The 18,091-nt window shown below is 58.8% G+C and carries 16 protein-coding genes; 9 read left to right on the plus strand and 7 right to left on the minus strand.

Annotated elements, in window-relative coordinates; all coding sequences use genetic code 11:
* Positions 1 to 8: 8 nt before the first annotated feature.
* Positions 9 to 917: a GGDEF domain-containing protein gene (locus EKM04_RS17630; RefSeq protein WP_183896146.1), complete on the minus strand. Its 909-nt coding sequence runs from the start codon at positions 915 to 917 to the stop codon at positions 9 to 11.
* A gap of 239 nt (positions 918 to 1,156) precedes the next feature.
* Here EKM04_RS17630 and EKM04_RS17635 point away from each other — a divergent pair, with 239 nt between their 5' ends.
* The 6 genes from EKM04_RS17635 (at position 1,157) to EKM04_RS17660 (ending at position 8,146) form a co-directional block, all read left to right on the plus strand.
* Positions 1,157 to 2,605 (plus strand): homospermidine synthase, encoded by a 1,449-nt coding sequence (locus EKM04_RS17635; RefSeq protein WP_183895947.1) that lies wholly within the window; start codon positions 1,157 to 1,159, stop codon positions 2,603 to 2,605.
* 155 nt (positions 2,606 to 2,760) lie between these two features.
* Positions 2,761 to 3,132: an outer membrane lipoprotein Omp10 gene (gene omp10, locus EKM04_RS17640; RefSeq protein WP_174153913.1), complete on the plus strand. Its 372-nt coding sequence runs from the start codon at positions 2,761 to 2,763 to the stop codon at positions 3,130 to 3,132.
* A 206-nt stretch (positions 3,133 to 3,338) separates the two neighbouring features.
* A complete protein-coding gene (locus EKM04_RS17645; RefSeq protein WP_183895949.1) occupies positions 3,339 to 5,243 on the plus strand; it encodes a 5'-nucleotidase C-terminal domain-containing protein in 1,905 nt (634 codons plus the stop codon).
* A 218-nt stretch (positions 5,244 to 5,461) separates the two neighbouring features.
* Positions 5,462 to 6,511 (plus strand): ferrochelatase, encoded by a 1,050-nt coding sequence (gene hemH / locus EKM04_RS17650; protein ID WP_174153915.1) that lies wholly within the window; start codon positions 5,462 to 5,464, stop codon positions 6,509 to 6,511.
* A 104-nt stretch (positions 6,512 to 6,615) separates the two neighbouring features.
* Positions 6,616 to 7,680: an SPFH domain-containing protein gene (locus tag EKM04_RS17655; RefSeq protein WP_174153916.1), complete on the plus strand. Its 1,065-nt coding sequence runs from the start codon at positions 6,616 to 6,618 to the stop codon at positions 7,678 to 7,680.
* A 1-nt stretch (position 7,681) separates the two neighbouring features.
* A complete protein-coding gene (locus EKM04_RS17660; RefSeq protein ID WP_183895951.1) occupies positions 7,682 to 8,146 on the plus strand; it encodes an NfeD family protein in 465 nt (154 codons plus the stop codon).
* A 37-nt stretch (positions 8,147 to 8,183) separates the two neighbouring features.
* Here EKM04_RS17660 and EKM04_RS17665 read toward each other — a convergent pair whose 3' ends face one another.
* The 5 genes from EKM04_RS17665 to EKM04_RS17685 all read right to left on the minus strand — a co-directional run bounded on the left by EKM04_RS17665 (position 8,184) and on the right by EKM04_RS17685 (position 14,508).
* Positions 8,184 to 11,576 carry a class I SAM-dependent DNA methyltransferase gene (locus tag EKM04_RS17665; RefSeq protein ID WP_183895953.1) on the minus strand — a complete coding sequence of 1,131 codons (3,393 nt, stop codon included), beginning with the start codon at positions 11,574 to 11,576 and terminating at the stop codon, positions 8,184 to 8,186.
* A gap of 145 nt (positions 11,577 to 11,721) precedes the next feature.
* Entirely contained in the window at positions 11,722 to 12,237 is a 516-nt protein-coding gene (locus EKM04_RS17670) for a DUF992 domain-containing protein (protein ID WP_174153919.1), read from the minus strand.
* Entirely contained in the window at positions 12,234 to 12,575 is a 342-nt protein-coding gene (locus tag EKM04_RS17675) for a BON domain-containing protein (RefSeq protein ID WP_183895955.1), read from the minus strand. The genes EKM04_RS17670 and EKM04_RS17675 overlap by 4 nt, the downstream gene beginning before the upstream one ends.
* A gap of 60 nt (positions 12,576 to 12,635) precedes the next feature.
* A complete protein-coding gene (locus EKM04_RS17680; RefSeq protein ID WP_183895957.1) occupies positions 12,636 to 12,815 on the minus strand; it encodes a CsbD family protein in 180 nt (59 codons plus the stop codon).
* 175 nt (positions 12,816 to 12,990) lie between these two features.
* Positions 12,991 to 14,508, minus strand: coding sequence for a helix-turn-helix transcriptional regulator (locus tag EKM04_RS17685; RefSeq protein WP_183895959.1), 1,518 nt, complete (start codon positions 14,506 to 14,508; stop codon positions 12,991 to 12,993).
* Between the two features lie 188 nt (positions 14,509 to 14,696).
* Between EKM04_RS17685 and EKM04_RS17690 the strand changes: the two genes are divergently transcribed.
* The 3 genes from EKM04_RS17690 to EKM04_RS17700 all read left to right on the plus strand — a co-directional run bounded on the left by EKM04_RS17690 (position 14,697) and on the right by EKM04_RS17700 (position 17,240).
* Positions 14,697 to 15,464: an EAL domain-containing protein gene (locus EKM04_RS17690; protein WP_183896148.1), complete on the plus strand. Its 768-nt coding sequence runs from the start codon at positions 14,697 to 14,699 to the stop codon at positions 15,462 to 15,464.
* 123 nt (positions 15,465 to 15,587) lie between these two features.
* Positions 15,588 to 16,745, plus strand: a complete 1,158-nt coding sequence (locus EKM04_RS17695) for a ceramide glucosyltransferase (RefSeq protein ID WP_183895961.1) — start codon at positions 15,588 to 15,590, stop codon at positions 16,743 to 16,745.
* A 75-nt stretch (positions 16,746 to 16,820) separates the two neighbouring features.
* Entirely contained in the window at positions 16,821 to 17,240 is a 420-nt protein-coding gene (locus EKM04_RS17700; RefSeq protein WP_183895963.1) for a DUF4174 domain-containing protein, read from the plus strand.
* An 8-nt stretch (positions 17,241 to 17,248) separates the two neighbouring features.
* Here EKM04_RS17700 and EKM04_RS17705 read toward each other — a convergent pair whose 3' ends face one another.
* Positions 17,249 to 18,049, minus strand: a complete 801-nt coding sequence (locus EKM04_RS17705; RefSeq protein ID WP_183895965.1) for an ATP-binding cassette domain-containing protein — start codon at positions 18,047 to 18,049, stop codon at positions 17,249 to 17,251.
* Between the last annotated feature and the right edge of the window lie 42 nt (positions 18,050 to 18,091).

Genomic DNA, 18,091 nt, shown 5'->3' on the forward strand with positions numbered 1-18,091 from the left:
TCGACGCGTTACTCCAGAACCCACTCAACCCGGGCACGACCCTTTTGCTTTGCCGCATACAGCGCACGATCCACGCGCTGATAGAGATCGGCACCCGTCTCTCCGGCTCGGTAAAGCGATAGCCCCGCCGAACAGCTGTAGGAAAAATCGGCGGCACCGGGAAATGGACAGGATCTCGCGACCTTGTCCAGCAATCGTTCCACGATGCCGACGCAATCCGGCAGGGGGGTACGCGGCATGATCAGCATGAACTCCTCGCCGCCCACGCGCCCGAAACAATCGGACCGACGGATGGTGGAATGAACGATCTTGACGAAGTCCCGCAGCACGGTGTCGCCGCCCTGATGGCCGAAACGGTCATTGATGACCTTGAAGAAATCGATATCCATGACACAAAGCCCGAACGGGCATTCCGTCCCGTTCTGGACTTTTTCCATCTGGACATCGAGCTTGGCAAAGACGAAGCGGCGATTGGCGGTTCCAGTCAGTTCATCCGTCTGCGCGGCCCGCATGGCGATGTCGCGATCCTGGCGCAGGCTGCGCTGGTTTTGCTTGAGCGCGGTGATGTCGCTGCCCACGCACAGCATCCAGCCATCGTCCTGAACCGTTTCGGTCATCCAGATCCAGCGACCGTCATGCAGGTCCAGCTCCAGCCCCCGAAACGGCAGCTTGCCCCGACGCGATTGCGCTGACAGTAACCACGCCTCGAAATCCGCGGTGGTTATGATCAGGCCTTTACGGTCATGATAATTATCGCGCAGGATATTGGCCCATGGCGGGAATGCATCGCTGGCCAGATTGAAGGCTTCCCGGAATGCGCGGTTGGCGTGACGCAGCCGGTCTTCAGTGTCGAAAAGCGCGATGAAGACGGGCGTCATGTCCTGCAAGGCAATGACACGCTCGATAAGACCATCCAGGTTGGCAGTCTCTTGCCTCACGATATCGCTCTCCTGAAGGTCGTGCCGGGTTTCCAGAGGTTATTATACCCTGTGCCACCCCAAAGCGTAGTCCTAAGCTGTATGGATGATTTTATGAGTTGGGCACAGATATCGATTTACCTTTTGACCAAGCTTCATACGCCCGTCATCCGGCTACCCTTTATTGTTGGGGACTAATCATCTAGCTTAAGCCTTGTCTTCAAACAGGAAATGACAGAATGACGGACGTTGAATACCCGATCTATGGCGAAATAACCGGTCCCATCATCATGATCGGTTTCGGCTCGATCGGACGCGGCACGCTTCCGTTGATCGAACGGCATTTCAAATTTGACATGTCGCGTCTCGTCGTCATCGATCCGAGAGAAGACATTGCCGAGTATCTGCAAAGCCGCAACATCCGCCACATCCGATCGCACCTGAGCAAAGACAACTACAAGGATGTCTTGAAGCCGCTGATCAAGAACGTCGAAGGCCAGGGCTTTTGCGTCAACCTGTCCGTCGATGCCTCCTCCGTCGATCTGATGAAACTCTGCCGCAAATACGGCATGCTCTATATCGACACGGTGGTCGAGCCGTGGCCGGGCTTCTACTTCGACACCGACGCAGACAATTCAGCGCGCACGAATTATGCGCTGCGCGAAACCATGTTGAAGGAAAAAGCCAAGCGCCCCGGCGGCACGACGGCCGTTTCCACTTGCGGTGCCAACCCCGGCATGGTGTCGTGGTTCGTCAAACAGGCGCTGGTCAATCTGGCAAACGACACCGGCCTCGAATTCGAAGAACCGGTAGCCGACGACCGCGAAGGCTGGGCGCTGCTGATGCAGACGCTCGGCGTCAAGGGCGTCCACATTGCCGAGCGCGATACGCAACGCGCAAAGGAACCGAAGCCCTTCAACACCTTCTGGAACACATGGTCGGTCGAAGGTTTCATTGCCGAAGGCATGCAGCCAGCGGAACTGGGCTGGGGCAGTCACGAGAAGTGGATGCCGAAAAACGCAAGGAAACAAAAGAAAGGCAGCAAGGCCGCCATCTTTCTCGATCAGCCCGGCGCGACCACCCGCGTGCGCACATGGTGCCCAACGCTTGGCCCCCAATATGGCCTGCTGGTCACTCACAATGAAGCGATTTCAATTTCTGACTACTTCACCGTGCGCGACAAGCGCGGCCATGTCGATTTCCGACCGACCTGCCACTACGCCTATCACCCCTGCAATGATGCGGTGCTCTCGCTCTATGAAATGTTCGGCAATGGCGGCACGGCCCAGCCGGTTCAGCATGTTCTGACCGAAGACGAACTGGCAGATGGTGCAGACGAACTGGGCGTTTTGCTCTACGGCCACGAAAAGAACGCCTATTGGTATGGCTCGCGCCTGACATTGGAAGAGGCGCGTCAACTTGCCCCAAACCAGAACGCCACAGGCCTTCAGGTTTCCTCGGCCGTTCTGTCCGGCATGGTCTGGGCGCTGGAAAACCCGCAAGCCGGGATCGTGGAAGCCGACGAGATCGACTATCGCCGCTGCCTTGGCATCCAGAAGCGCTACCTTGGCCCTGTCGAAGGACATTACACCGGGTGGACGCCGATCGATGGCAGACCGGGCCTGTTTCCTGACGATATCGATACCAGCGACCCGTGGCAGTTCCGCAATATTCTGGTGCGGGGCTAGCATCTGGCGAGCACTGGTGCCAGTTTGCAACGCCTCTGCTTTTGTCAGACGTACTGGGAACCGGTGCATAGCGCTCGTCGTTCGCTTGCATTAGATTAAACTTCCATCCATGGTCTTTCAAAGTAGATCGGGAAGAATCGCAGGAGACGAAAGAGATGAATTTCAAGACAGGCGCAGCCTTGCTTCTGGCCGCATTTGCCGCCTCTTCATGCGCTCCCAATGCGCCATCCCCGCGCCCTATGGCATCCGCCATGCCGCAGGGTCCGGCCGTGGACGGTCGCTGGGTTGACAAGAACGGTATAGTTTCGACATTCCAGGCGGGCGCTTTCTCAACCCGCTCGACGGATAGCAACACGCTTCTGGCATCTGGTACTTATGTGACGTTGTCTCCGACACTTTACGAGATCAACATGACATCGCTTGTGCGCAACACCCAGTCCCGCGTCAACTGCGCAATGATTTCCCGTTCGCAGCTGAACTGCACGACCGACAGCAACAGCCAGTTCACGCTGACGCGTCAGGGCTGATCCCGACGTCAAGTCTCTCTAGGGCGTTCCTTTCAACGCGCGCGTGCAGCGCGCGTTTTTATTTGCGCAAACCTGTCATAATTCTACTTGCGGCAGATGCTGCGAGATGAAAACATCATCGTTGAATGACTGACACACTTTCATACTAGCTATGATGGCCGGGACGAGCCTTTCAGCTTTTCGCTTACAACAGGAGAGAAACGACGATGAACAGAATTTTGAGATTTGGCCTGATGACCGCCTCGGTCGTTGCGCTTTCCGCCGGTGCGGCTCTGGCCGATTACCAACTCAATATTCTCCACATCAACGATCTGCATTCGCGCATCGAAGCGATCAACAAGTTCGACTCCACCTGCTCCACGGCGGAAGCTGACAAGAAAGAATGTTTCGGCGGCATCGCCCGCGTCAAAAGCGCCATCGACGCCCGCCGCGCCGAACTGGGTGCCAATGCGAATGTTCTCGTGCTCGATGCCGGTGATCAGTTCCAGGGCTCGCTGTTCTACACCCAGTATAAAAGCGGCCCCGTGGCAGAGTTCATGAACGGCATCGGCTTCGATGCCATGGCCATCGGCAACCACGAATTCGATGACGGCCCGGCAGAACTGCTCAAGCTTATCAATGCGGTGAAATTCCCCATCATTTCCGGCAACACCAAGATTGCCGATGGCTCCGAGCTGAAAGACAAGTTCAAGGGCTACATCATCAAGGACATGGGCGGACAGAAGGTCGCCGTCGTGTCCGTGCTGGCCAAGGACACCAACGAAACCTCATCGCCCGGCGACAAGGTGACGTTTGAAGACGAGATCGAATATCTCAAGGGTGCCGTCAAGGACATCCAGGATCAGGGGGTCAACAAGATCGTTCTTCTGTCCCATGTCGGCTATGTCAAGGATCAGGAAATCGCGCGCTCGGTCGATGGTATCGACGTCATCGTCGGTGGTCACAGCCACACGCTGCTTTCGAGCACCGATCCGAAGGCTGCCGGTCCCTACCCCACGCTCGTCAAGGACCCTTCCGGCGTCGACGTGCCGATCGTAACAGCCTATGCCTATTCCAAATATCTCGGCGACCTCTCGGTCACCTTCGACGACAACGGCGTGGTCAAATCCACCAGCGGCGCGCCCAAGCTGCTCGACGCATCGGTCACCCCGGACGAAGCCTTCACCAAGCGCGTGGCAGAACTCGCCGCTCCGCTGGAAGAGATGAAGCAAAAGGAAATCGGCACAAGCGAAGCCGCCATCGAAGGCGCGCGCGAAGTCTGCCGCGTCAAGGAATGCTCCATGGGCAACCTTGTGTCGGATGCGCTGCTCGACCGCGTCAAGGATCAGGGCATCACCATCGCCATCCAGAATGGCGGCGGTTTGCGTGCCTCCATCGATGCCGGTCCCGTCACCATGGGCGAAGTGCTGACGGTTCTGCCGTTCCAGAACTCCATCGCGACCTTCCAGATCAAGGGCGTCGATCTCGTCGCAGCCCTTGAAAATGGCGCAAGCCAGATCGAGGAAGGCGCTGGCCGCTTCGTGCAGACGGCTGGCCTGAAATACGCGTTCGACCGCTCCAAGCCAGCAGGGAGCCGCATTGTCTCCGTCGAGGTCAAGGAAGGCGACACCTTCGTCAAGCTCGACCCTGAAAAAACCTATGGCGTGGTGACCAACAATTACACCCGCACCGGCGGCGACGGCTTCAAGACCTTTGCGACCAAGGCCATTAACGCTTACGACTTCGGACCAAGCCTTGAAGACGCCGTTGCCACCTACATCGGTTCGCACAGCCCTTACAAGCCTTACACCGATGGCCGCGTGACGGATGTCACACCCGCTGACTATGTAGCACCTCCAAAGGAAGCAAAGCCTGCCACTCCTGCTCCGGCAACCACAGCGCAGGCACCAGCGACAGCAACGACTCCAGCCGCCGCAGCACCTGCTGCACCGGCAACCACGACATCGGCGAACGCAGCGAAATACGTGGTCGCCCGCGGTGACTCCCTTTGGAAAATCGCTACCGAGACATACGGCAACGGGGCCGAGTGGAAGAAGATCGCCGAAGCCAATGCGCTGAAGCGTCCGAACCATATCGAGGTCGGTGAAGAGCTGAACGTTCCCGCCAACTGATATCAGACACATACGAGAGAGCCGGTCCGTGGTGCGGGCCGGCTTTTTTCATTTCCGTCCACTCAACACGGAAAAGCGCCAAGACTGTTACGCGTTGAAATGTCACGTCGCGACCGGCAGAATTCAATTCAGATTGCCGCACCGATACTCTACAAGATGATCCATGGTGCAGATCAAGCCGTATGGCTTGGCAAACAATGCAGGTTCAGGACGATTTCATGATCGCAGACAACTCCACGCTTCAAACAGCGCATTTCCCGCCAGACCACCCGAAGGTCGCCTTCGGCAAGGTCGGTGTCCTCCTCGTCAATCTCGGCACGCCCGATGGCACCGACTACAGGTCGATGCGCCGGTATCTGGCGGAATTCCTCAGCGACAAGCGTGTGATCGAGTGGTCGCGACTGTTCTGGTACCCCATTCTCTACGGCATCGTGCTGAACAAGCGCCCGCAAAAGGTCGGCAAGGCTTATGAGGAAATCTGGAACCACGACCTGAACGAAAGCTACCTGCGCACCTACACCCGCAACCAGGGCGAGGCGCTGGCCAAAATGCTGACCGACCTGCCCAACGTGGTGGTGGATTGGGGCATGCGCTATGGCAAACCGAGCATTGCCGAACGCATGGACGCGCTGAAGGCGCAAGGATGTGAAAAAATCCTGCTGTTTCCGCTCTATCCGCAGTTTGCGGCAGCAACCACGGCGACCGTCAACGACAAGGCCTTCGAGTATCTGATGAAGCAGCGCTGGCAGCCTGCGCTGCGCACCGTGCCGCCCTATCATGACGACGACACCTATATCGATGCGCTCGCCAACTCCGTGAAAACGCATCTGGCGACGCTGGATTGGGAGCCGGAAAAGATCATTGCCTCCTTCCACGGCATTCCACAATCCTACTTCAAGAAAGGCGATCCCTATCATTGCCAGTGCATGAAAACCGGTCGTCTTCTGCGTGAAAAGCTGGGGCTCGACAAGGACCGTTTCATGATCACCTTCCAGTCCCGCTTCGGACCGGAAGAATGGTTGCAGCCCTATACCGACAAGACGGTGGAGCGGCTGGCCAAGGAGGGCGTCAAGCGCATCGCGGTGATGAATCCGGGCTTTGTGTCGGACTGTCTGGAAACCCTTGAAGAAATCGCAGGCGAAGCAGGCGAGATTTTTCACCACAACGGCGGCGAGAAATTTTCCCATATCCCTTGCCTGAACGACAGTTCAGAGGGTATGCGGGTTCTCGAAAAGGTTGTACGCAGGGAGTTGCAGGGCTGGGTGTAACCGCAGCCTGCGGTCTTTTGTCTTAACGCAACTCCGGACGCAAAACCGCGATACACTTTTGCTGGAGTTGCTCTGACACCTGCCAGCATATGAGGGAGATGGGGATGTTTGATCTGGGTGGTTTCGATATTGTCGTGATCGTCGTCGTGGGGCTCGTCATTCTGACGCTGTTTGCCGGCATCAAGACGGTTCCGCAGGGGTATCGCTACACGGTGGAACGTTTCGGGCGCTACACGCGCACCATGGAGCCCGGCCTCAACATCCTCACGCCCTATATCGAACGCGTCGGCGCAAGGCTGAACGTTATGGAACAGGTGCTGGACATTCCGACCCAGGAGGTCATCACCAAGGACAATGCCAGCGTTTCGGCAGATGCCGTCGCCTTCTATCAGGTTCTAAATGCGGCACAGGCCGCCTACCAGATTACCAATCTGCAATTTGCCATCCAGAACCTGACCATGACCAACATTCGCTCGGTTATGGGCTCAATGGATCTGGACGAGCTCCTGTCCAACCGCGATGCCATCAATGATCGCCTGCTGCGCGTGGTCGATGAAGCCGTCGGCCCCTGGGGCATCAAGGTCACCCGCATCGAGATCAAGGATATCGCGCCACCGAAGGATCTGGTGGATTCCATGGCCCGCCAGATGAAGGCCGAGCGCGAAAAGCGCGCCCAGGTTCTGGAAGCTGAGGGCGCCCGGAACGCGCAGATCCTGCGCGCCGAAGGTGCCAAGCAATCTGCCATTCTCGAGGCCGAGGGCCAGCGCGAAGCCGCCTTCCGCGATGCCGAAGCGCGTGAACGTCTGGCCGAAGCGGAAGCCAACGCCACCCGCATGGTGTCTGAAGCCATCGCGGCCGGTGATATCCACGCCATCAACTACTTCATCGCCCAGAAATACACCGAGGCCATGGCCGCCATCGGCACCGCGAAGAACTCCAAGATCGTGCTGATGCCGATGGAGGCGTCGTCGCTGATCGGCTCGCTCGGCGGCATCGGTGCCATCGCCAAGGACGTGTTCGGCAAGAACAGTGACGCCGCCGCTGCACCCGAAACACCGGCCCCGGCACGCCAGCGCAGCTCCGTTCCGCCGTCTTCCAGCCGCCCGACAGCCAATACCATCAGCGTGACCATACCCAACAATCCGTTCGGCCCGTCCTCGGAGAGATGAGATGATCGCAAGGCTCGTCATCGATCTGGGGCCGTGGAGCTGGTGGATCCTCGCAGCCATCCTTCTGGCCGCAGAACTCGTCGCCCCCGGCGTGTTCCTGATCTGGATCGGTGCCGCCGCCCTCGTCATCGGCGCCATCTCGCTGGCGCTGTGGGATACGGCACTATGGAGCTGGCACGTCCAGCTGCTACTGTTTGCCGTGCTGTCGGTTGCTTTCGCCATTCTGGGTCGCCGCTATTACGGCCGCGATCACGCCAAGACCGACGAGCCCTTCCTCAACCAGCGTGAAGCCAGCCTTATCGGCCGAACCGCGACCTTGCAGGAACCCATTGCCGAAGCGCGTGGCCGCATCCGGCTGGATGATACCTGGTGGCCGGTGCAAGGCGATGACCTGCCCGCCGGCACCCGCGTTCGCATCGCCTCCGCCCATGGCCGAACCTTGGTGGTCGAGAAAATCGAGACCTAAAGCCTCAGCGCGTTTCCCCGTTCAAGGGAGCAACGGTCTAAGCCACCCGCCGCCACGCGAAGCGCTTCCCATCCACCGTCGACACTAACCCCATGCGAGACAGGGCGTTCAGCACCGCTTGCACGGCCCCCAAACACTTGCGACCCTGCTTGAAGCTGCTGGCAATTGTGGCAGCATCGACAGGTCCTTCCGCGTCCATAAGCTGGTGCAGAACGGCGGGCGTCTGGTCTCGCTCGTCGGTCGGAAAACTCGGCTTTGGCCCGGGTTTGGCCACCGCCGCCTCGCCAAAATCAGCCTCGATCTGCTCGGCCTTTTCCTTGTCGGAGCCGAAGCGGGGGATCTGATAATCCGACCGCAGCCAGCGCACCAGACCGCGTTTCTCTTCCTTGGCCCGCTCCTTGTTGAGCGCCACCAGCCGCGCGAGCACCTCTTCTTCCGCCAGATCGACAGGCCAGCCGTAGGCATCCGCCACCGCCGCATCCAGCCGCTCATGCAACTCCTTGATGATCAGCACCAGCCCATCATCAAAAATGCGCCGCTCCTTCTCGTTCAACTCATCCGGCCTCGCCCCCGCCTTCAACCGCTCCAGCACATTGTAAAGCCCCGTCAGCGTCAGATGCGGATGCTCGTCCAGAACCCGCTTGCGATGCGCATCCAGTTCCTCGGCAATCGCGCCGATAGTGACTTTCTGGATGTCGGTAGCGTCGGGGAATGGGAAGGGGTCGAAGCAGCGGGATTTGACATAGACAGAGTCGTTGCCAACACCAAGCCAACCGCCAGTTCTCATGGCCCATATCACATGTAATCTTGAGGACAGAACACCCAGCGTAGAGCCATCCTGCGAGCCGATGGCGACCAACTTATTGTCTGGTAAGATCGAGGCATCAAGAAATTGAAAGACGCGATACTTGGCGGTCTCTGGTGTAACTACTAGTCTAGCTAGTCCCTTCGCGAATGCTCGATACATTTCATGTGTCGCCCCAAACCAGTGCCAATTGACACGGCGAAACTCCATGTTGTTGCCTTCTCGCTCAGGCTTCACCTTGGTCGCGACATGCTGATAAACGGCCGGGAACCGTGATCTCAACTCCTCTTGCGACATAGGGTAATTGTCGATCACCATCACATCACGAGCGCGCGCAGTAAGATCTTTTCCGTTACGGTAATGGCGGATGTGTGCGTCCAGTCCTGCCTTCGTACCAAGACCGAGCATCTCAGCTTCTTGAGGCGTCACTATGAATCCTGCGCCATGCAGTTTGACGCCGGGAGAACAAATTCCCTCATTTCCCCGAAGTTTCTCTGCGATCGTCACATCCACTCCAACCGTCAAATCCGAATTGATCTTCCCTTGGCGCTCCTCAAACAAGATCACCGGGCTGTCCGTCTCGACCCCCTCTTCCGAGGTTACCTCCATCAACCGCCCCTCATGCTTGCCCGCCTGCGCCACCGTCATGGCGATGCGCACGGCGGCGCTGTCGCGGGTGACCTTGGTCCATGGGTGGTCGGGAATGGTCATGATGAGCGAGAGCGGTTTCTTGGCGTTGAGATGCGCCTCCATCACCCGGCGCTGAAACACCTGGCTGATGGAATTGGTGGTGACGAACCCGAACCGTTTGAGGGCGCTCTTGGGTTTCAGCAGAATTTCAGCTGACCGATCCCACCAATACATGACGAAATCGGCGCTTTCGTTCATGTGTTTATGCGCCTTCCACAGCGCCTCGGCATAGGCGCTGCCCATGCGGGCGCGAATATCCTTGCCGCCCACGAAAGGCGGGTTGCCGACGATATAATCGGCCTTTGGCCAGTCCGGGCGGCGCGGGTTGGGGTAGGCTTCCTTGCCATCCACCACCTTGGGCATGGGGTAACCATCCCATTTCAGCACCGCATCCATGTTCTGGATATTCTTGAACGCCTTCAGAATAGGCTCTGACGGGGCGACGCCCCGGTTGCGGAAGTGCCATTGCAGATGGCCGATCCACAGCACCAGCTCGGCAATGGCGGCGGCGCGCGGGTTGACCTCGATGCCGAGAAACTGGTGCGGATCGACCGTGTGGGTTTCCAGCGCCAGCCCTTCCTGTCCGCCAAGGTTGACCAGCGCCTCCAGCACCTCGCCTTCCAGACGCTTCATCAGCTCCAGCGAGACGTACAGGAAGTTGCCGGTGCCGCAGGCCGGGTCCAGCACGCGGGTTTCGCACAGCGTGTCATGAAACGCCTGCACGGTCTTGATGGCCGCATCCGCCTTGCCCTCGGCCTTCTGCCGGTCGGCGGTGGAGCGGGCATTGTCCCACTCTGCCCGCAAGGGGTCGATCACGGTGGCGATGACCAGCCGCTCCACATAGGCGCGCGGCGTGTAATGCGCGCCCAGCTTGCGCCGGTCCGTGGGGTCCAGCGCCTGTTCCAGAAACGTACCGAAAATGGCCGGTTCCACGTCTTTCCAGTCGTGGTTGGCAGCCGCCACCAGCTCGCCGATTTCTTCCTTGGCAAGCTTCAGCGCCTTGCGGTTCTTGAAGAACTCGCCGTTGAATTTTTTCACCTTCTGGCGGATGGTGGCGGTAAAGCCGCCCTCATCCATCGCCTTCCACAGGTCTTCCATCATGCCGGGAAAAATCTCCGGCTTTTGCGCGCAGTCCTTCAACAGGTCCTTGAAGCAATCCTTCGGCAGAAGCTGCACGTCCTCGGCAAACATGGTGAACAGCATGCGCATGAGGAACATGGCCACCTCTTCCGCCGCATAGCCGGATTTTTCCAGCGCCTGACTGACCTTGGCGATGCGGGTGGCAATATCGCGCGTGACCTTTGCCGCATGCAGCGAGGGGTCGAGCGAAACGGGATTGGTCCAGATGGCTTTCAGCCGCGCCCGCACCGTCTCGTCGCGCAGATCTTCCAGATAGATGCGGAACGAGCGGCGGTCCGGGAACTGGTCGTAGGCTTTACCGTCACGGCGAAAATTCGCATAGATTTCAATGCAGTGGCCCACATCGCAGACCAGCACAAAGGGCGGTGGCTCATGGGCTGCGGGCAACAGGCGCACATAGTTTTCCGCCTGTGCACGGGCATTCATCATCAACACGTCCCAGGCGCGGTTGGCGCTGGCGCGGCGTCCGCGTGGCGCGCTTTCCAGCCCCGGCAGCGTCGGAGTGTCTGCCAGCTTCTTGTCACCGGAAAGGCGGCTCTGCTTGGCTTCCAGCACGAAGCAGTTGCGCTTGTAAAGATCGATCCGCTTGGAATTAACAGCGCCGTCGCGGGTCGTTTCCTTCACCACGCGCTCGAACACATAATCATTGGTGTCGGGCGAGGCGGAGGCCGGGTCGGGCTGCGGCAGGTCCAGCAGGCTGCACATCTCGGTCAGAAACAGCGCATAATTCGCTCGCTCCTGTCCGCCTTCCTGCCCTTGCCAACGCGCAATGAACGCCTCAACCGCTGCCTGCACTGTTCATTCCCCTCGCTCGCCTTCAGGTCTGTCTTAAAGCAGCCTTCGGAAGACGCCAAGAGGCGGGAATGATATCCCCTTCACACAACACGAAAAGACGCCCCCTTCCATCACGAAAAGGGGCGTCCGTCGTTCAGATCAGGTCTTAGCGAACGGCGCGCAGCTGCAGGCGCGAGACGCCAGCTGCAACATTGACGCCCATGCCGGATTCAGCGCTGAGTGGCTGGAGGCCGAAGTTCTTGGCGTTGCCACCGACCAGCGCGTTGGCACCGAGACCGATACCCAGAGACGCGCGGGCGGATGCGCCGACATAGGTGCCTGCAAGGCTGCCCTGACCGATCGTCGTTGGCTCCGTGTTGACCACGACCCAGCTGATGTAGGACTTGCCGGTAACGCCCACGTCAAGACCGAGCTTGCCGATGGTGCCGGTGTAGCGCTCCACCTTGCCGGCGCGCTGCTTGAACTGGCAATCGACCGCGCGGCTGGAGCCGACCAGAAGACCGATGCCGCCTGCCACTTCGCAAGACAGCGTGCCCAGACGCTCCTTAGGTTGGCTGACAACCTTTTCAACAGGCTTTCTTGAGTGCTGGTTGCTGGCGGCAGAAGCGGCGGAGGTCATGGCCATTGCGCCTGCAAGCGCGAGGATCAGTGTCTTTTTCATGTGATGTCTCTTTTCATCTGAAGAATTTTGCCAGATGTCCGTTGATCCCTCTTCGGGCCACGGACTGGCTGCTTGGGTGGGGTCAGGCACGTTTCTCGCACATCGATGTCGGCAAAGACGGGCCCGGACGAAATGTCGGCGGCAATCCCGATCGCCTTGTCCACGGCCGCCACGCACGTGGCGCTGCCGGTGAGCGTGACGACGCCCGAAGAAACCTCCACGTCGATCCGGCAGTCTTCAAGACCGTGTGCGTAGGCCAGTAACGATTTGATCGCGGCACTGGTTGCACACTGGCCGGACGATGTCTCCGATGACGGGGAGAAGACGGGGAAAAACATGGTGGGTTTGCCTCCGTTGATCAGGCACGCCGTTTGGCGAGCCCGGCTCTGGGTCGACGTTTACTTGAACGCGCCTTTGACAGCGTCCACACCCTTGCCGACTGTGCTCTGCACATCGCCGGCGATCTTTTCGCCACGGCCTTCGGCTTCCAGCTTCTTGTTGCCGGTCAGTTTGCCGGCAGCTTCCTTGATTGTGCCCTTCAGTTCCTTGGCGGCACCTTCGATACGGTTCTTATCCATGATGTATCCTTCCTAAAACTGTGTTTTTAACGGTCTGACGTCGGTGGGGAGCCCGCGATGGAGCCAACGTCATGCCATAGGAGATACAGCCGCCCGACAAGGTTTTGCAGAGCGAAAAATACTATTCGAATTGGTAGAAAATGACCTTTTTTACGGAGTCTTGCCCGTTTTTTGATTATTTTCCGGTTTTGGCCTTGGCGCCTGTCCCGTTTTTGCTGTCACTCGTGCCGGTAAAACCGCGTTCGCGTGCCCAGATGACCGCCGCCGCGCGGCGGTTGACGCCGATCTTGCCGTAGAGCGAGGCAATGTGATTGCGGATCGTGTTCTTGGACAGATGCAGCGTGTCGCTCATCTCGGCATCGGTCTGGCCGTTGCAGATGAGGCCGAGAATTTCACGCTCGCGGTCGCTCAGCTCCATCAGCTGCGCGGTGGGGGCAGCACTCGACTGGTGCTTGAGCGTCGCCAGACGATCGACGATGGACCGGCTGAACCAGGACGTATCGGCCATCACGCTTTCGATGGCTTCGACAAGCTGCGCTTCGCTGCGGCGTCGCTCGGTCACGTCCTGAAGGGCCCAGATGACGCATTGCTCGTCATTGATCTCCACCCGCTCTGCCGAGACGAGGCAGTCGGCCGTACCACCGTCCTTCTGGCGCATGCGCATGGCTTCGTTGCGAACAAAGATATTGTCGCGCAGCTTTTCCTCCAGCGCACGGCGTGCGGCAACATCCTCCCACAGCCGAAGATCGCTTGCCGTGCGCCCGGTAATTTCGGTCACACCATAACCGGAAATCTGTAGAAACGCGTCGTTGACCTCCGTAAACACAAAATCGTCCAGTCGCGAAACCGCAGCGGGCGCAGGCGAAAGCTTGAAGGATTTGGAAAAGCGCTCCTCGCTTTGGCGCAGGGCGTTCTGGGCTTTTCGTCTGGCATCGAGATCGGCGAAGGTGAAGAGCATGCACGGCTCCTCGACCACAGAGATCGGTTCTCCGGCCACGATCACCAGCCGGTCGCCACCATCGGGCAACGGCACCAGCGCCTCGCGGTGGCGGATCACCCGGCCATCGTTCAGCTTGGTCAAGGCATCCTCGCCCGTGTCGCAGTTCGAAAACAGACCGATCGCCTCGACCGTCTTGCCGACCACGTCTTCCTTGGAAAATCCCGTCATTTCCAGAAAGCCTTCATTGACGCGAATGAAGCGATGGTCATCCAGCCGGCAAATGAGACCCGGCGCGGGATTGGCGTTGAAAGAGCGCTCGAACCGTTCTTCGGCCTCGAAACGCGGCGTCTCGTCGCGCAGGATCAGCGCCAGAACATCCGGCTTGTCTGTGCCATCGGAAATGATCATGCTGCGCACGGTGTGCACCCAAACCAGATCGAGATCGTCGGCAGGTGATATCTCCACCGTCACATCGTCGATCGTTTCTCCCGCCAGCAGGCGTTCGAGCGGGTATTGCCCCTCGTCCAGCAGGTGGTTGTTCCGATAGCGCAGCGTGAAGCGGCGCCGATAGTCCCTGGCATCGGCACCCAGATCTTCGATGCTGTCGACGCGGTGCATCTCAAGGGCCGATACATTGGCCCAGACGATATCGCCATTTGGCTCCACAAGAATGATGCCATCGCTCAAACCGCCAATCAGTTCCTGAAGACTGCCTCGGTTGATCCTGGGTGGCTGCTGGGGAGCATCGTTCATTTCGTGTCTCGGCTGCGTGGACAAATCATGTGCGATCATCATGCCGTCTCTCGAGGCGAAAAGCGAGCGGTGGACACACGAAGAGCATTGTCATAGCGCAAAAGTTGTGATGGGCAGCACGGCGGCAACAAAGGCTTAATCCCTTATCCTCTAATGTGACGAAAATATCGAAGAGAGAGAGCTTGCCAATGCCCACACAGTGCAATGGTTGCCGCGACGGCGCAGCATTTGACGTACCATTTTCCATGGCTTTCCAGCCGATTGTCGACATCACAACAGGCAAGGTCTTCGCCCATGAGGCGCTGGTGCGCGGCCCGACGGGAGAAGGTGCAGGCTCTGTTTTAAGTCGCGTCAGTGATGACACCCGCTACGCGTTCGACCAGCAATGCCGAGTCAAGGCCATCGAGCTTGCCGCAAAGCTCTACGATCCTGCAGACGACGTGAAACTGTCGATCAATTTCATGCCGAACGCCGTCTATGAGCCACGCGCCTGTATCCGCCTGACCTTGCAGACGGCGATGAAGACAGGGTTTCCGCTCAACCGCATCATCTTCGAATTTACCGAAAACGAAAAGCTCGACACCAAGCACGTGCTCGACATCTTGCGAACATATCGGGATATGGGCTTCAAGACCGCCATTGATGACTTCGGTGCCGGACATTCGGGCATCGGCCTGCTGACCCTTTTTCAACCTGATATTGTCAAGCTGGATATGGACCTCATCCGCGGTATCGACACCGATATCTCCAGACGCATCATCGTCAAGCACACGCTGAACATGCTGTTTGAACTCAACATCACGCCCCTGTGCGAAGGCGTTGAAACCTACGGGGAGATGTCGGTGCTGAAAGACCTCGGCGTCAGTCTCATCCAGGGATACCTGCTGGCAAAACCGAGCTTCGAGACTCTGGCCGTTCCAGCACTGTTTGCTCCGCCGCTTGCGCACGCGGTTTGACAGGCTTGTATGATGGGGAAAGACCGGGCGCGTGACACGCGCCTGTCATGAACGCGTTATAATTGCTGTATCAACACAAAGCCGGTTTTGACTCGTGAACCGAAGCGCGGAGGTTGATCTCGCATGAACATTGCCCTTGTTGTTGGCGCGCTCATCCTGCTCTTCGTGCATCTTTTAAGTATCGCGCTTGCAACGGTCCGGTTGAAACGAACGCCGCTCCCCACTGTATTTGCCTCATCAAAACCGCCTGTTTCCCTTATCATTCCCCTGCGCGGCATCGAGAATTTCACACCGCTGACGATTTCGCGTGCCTTCACTCTGGACTGGCCGAACTACGAAATCATCTTCTGTGTGGCGGACAGGAGCGATCCGGTCATCAAAGAGGTCCAGTCACACCTGGCAGCCTTTCCGCACATCAGCGCAAGAGTGCTGATCGGCGACGACAGGATCAGCGCCAATCCCAAACTCAACAATTGCGTCAAGGGTTGGCGGGCAGCGGCCCATGACTGGGTGGTGCTGGCCGATTCCAACGTGTTAATGCCATCAGACTACATCACGACATTGATGGCGGCGTGGCGCAACGACACCGGCCTCGTCTGCTCCCCGCCCATCGGCTCACGGCCGCAAGACCTGTGGGCCGAGGTCGAATGCTGCTTTCTCAACACGTTCCAGGCCCGTTATCAGTATTCGGCGGAAGCCTTGGGCAACGGTTTCGCGCAGGGCAAGACGATGCTGTGGAACAAACCGTTTCTCGATGCGCGGGGTGGCATCGAGGCGCTGGGAGCTGAAATTGCCGAGGATGCAGCGGCCACCAAGCTGGTGCGGGCAGCCGGCCTGAATGTTCATCTCGTCTCGTCTCCGTTCGAGCAGCCGCTCGGGCGACGCAGCCTCGGCGAGATATGGTCTCGACAAACCCGCTGGGGCAGGCTGCGGCGCGTCACATTCCCGCTGTTCTTCGCGCCAGAAATTTTCGTCGGTGTGGTCCCGCCTCTGCTGCTGACCATTGCAGCGCTCTTCCTCGCTGGAGCCGGTATGACCTTGGTTCTCGCGGGCGCAGGTGCTGTCATCGCGGGCTTTTACCTGCCGGAGCTCTACCTCGCCAGACGCGCGGGCTGGCACACCTCATGGCGAAGCGTCCCAGCCATGATGATCCGCGACATTCTCCTGCCTGCCATCTGGATCAAAAGCCTTCTGGGCTCCTCCGTCTCATGGCGCGGCAATAAGATGACAGTGGCGACCGACCGGAGCAGCCTTTCTCCTTCCGCCGCCGAGCTTTCATAACGCGGAACACCAAACCGTGTGAGAACCAGAAGCGTGCATTTTGCGTTCCCCGTGCTCATAGTGAGGTATGAGACCGTGAAAAAGCTTGTTTTGGCCGCAGCCCTGCTGCTGGCGTCGCACACACAAGGGTGGAGCATGGATAGCCTGTCGCATTTCACATGGAAAAACCGGGTCCTGCTGGTCTTTGGCCAGACGGACGACGCGAAGGTCAAAAAGCAGATCACCACGATCCGCGCGGAGGAAGCCGAACTGGCAGATCGTGACATGGTCGTGCTGCATGTCACCCAGAATAACGTCACGCCGATCTTCGGAAATACGGGCGGTATCGACGCGCAAGCGCTGGCCCGCGAAGCTGGCGCCGATGGAAACAGCTTCAAGGCTGTGTTGATCGGCAAGGATGGTGGCGTCAAGCTTCGCAGCGAGGATGTTGTCGGCAGCGTCGCGCTATTTGATCTGATCGACCGCATGCCCATGCGCCGGGCAGGCCAGAACTAGGCAGTGCCCTACTGCGCCAGCGCGACCAGACGTCCGCTGGATGGCTGGTGAAGAATATCCATCTGCACACCATAGATTCGGGCAAGCGCATCGGTCGTCATAATCTCCTGCGGCGTGCCACAGGCAATCAAATGTCCCGACCGCAATGCGACAATCTCGTCGCAGAACCGCGCGGCCATGTTCACGTCATGCAGCACGGTGATAACGGTGATGCCCTTCTTGCGACACAGCGCATGCGTCAACGACAACACCTCCAGCTGATGGCCGATGTCCAGCGCGGAAATCGGCTCATCCAGCAACAGGCATGACGCATCCTGCGCAACCAGCATGGCAAGCCAAACACGCTGGCGCTCTCCGCCTGAAAGGCTATCGACCATGCGCTCGGCAAAGGGCGCAATGCCGGTCAACTCAATGGCCTCGTCGACCTTTTGTTGATCACTCGCTCCGAACCGCCCCAGCGCGCCGTGCCAGGGGTAACGCCCCAGAGCCACAAGTTCACGAACCAGCATGCCGGGCGCAGCAGGTGTTCTCTGCGGCAGATAGGCAAGCCGCCGGGCAAAATCCCGTGCGCTCCAATCATCGAGAGGCTTGCCCTCAAAGTGGATGCTGCCACCGCTTTGTTTCTGCTGTCTCCCGATCAGTTTCAAAAGCGTCGATTTGCCGGAGCCGTTATGGCCGATCAGCGCAATGGATTTGCCCGCCTCCAGTTTAAGCGTCAACGGATGCAAAAGCGTGCGTCCCTCGATGGAAAAGCTCACATCCGTCAGCGACAGAACAGGCGATTTGCGGGCTTTCGACACGTCGGGCATAGGGCATATCCACACGGACTTCGTTTAAGGCTGGAACATTCT

The sequence above is a fragment of the Rhizobium skierniewicense Ch11 genome (assembly GCF_023757665.1).
GTDB classification, from domain to species: Bacteria; Pseudomonadota; Alphaproteobacteria; order Rhizobiales; family Rhizobiaceae; genus Agrobacterium; species Agrobacterium skierniewicense.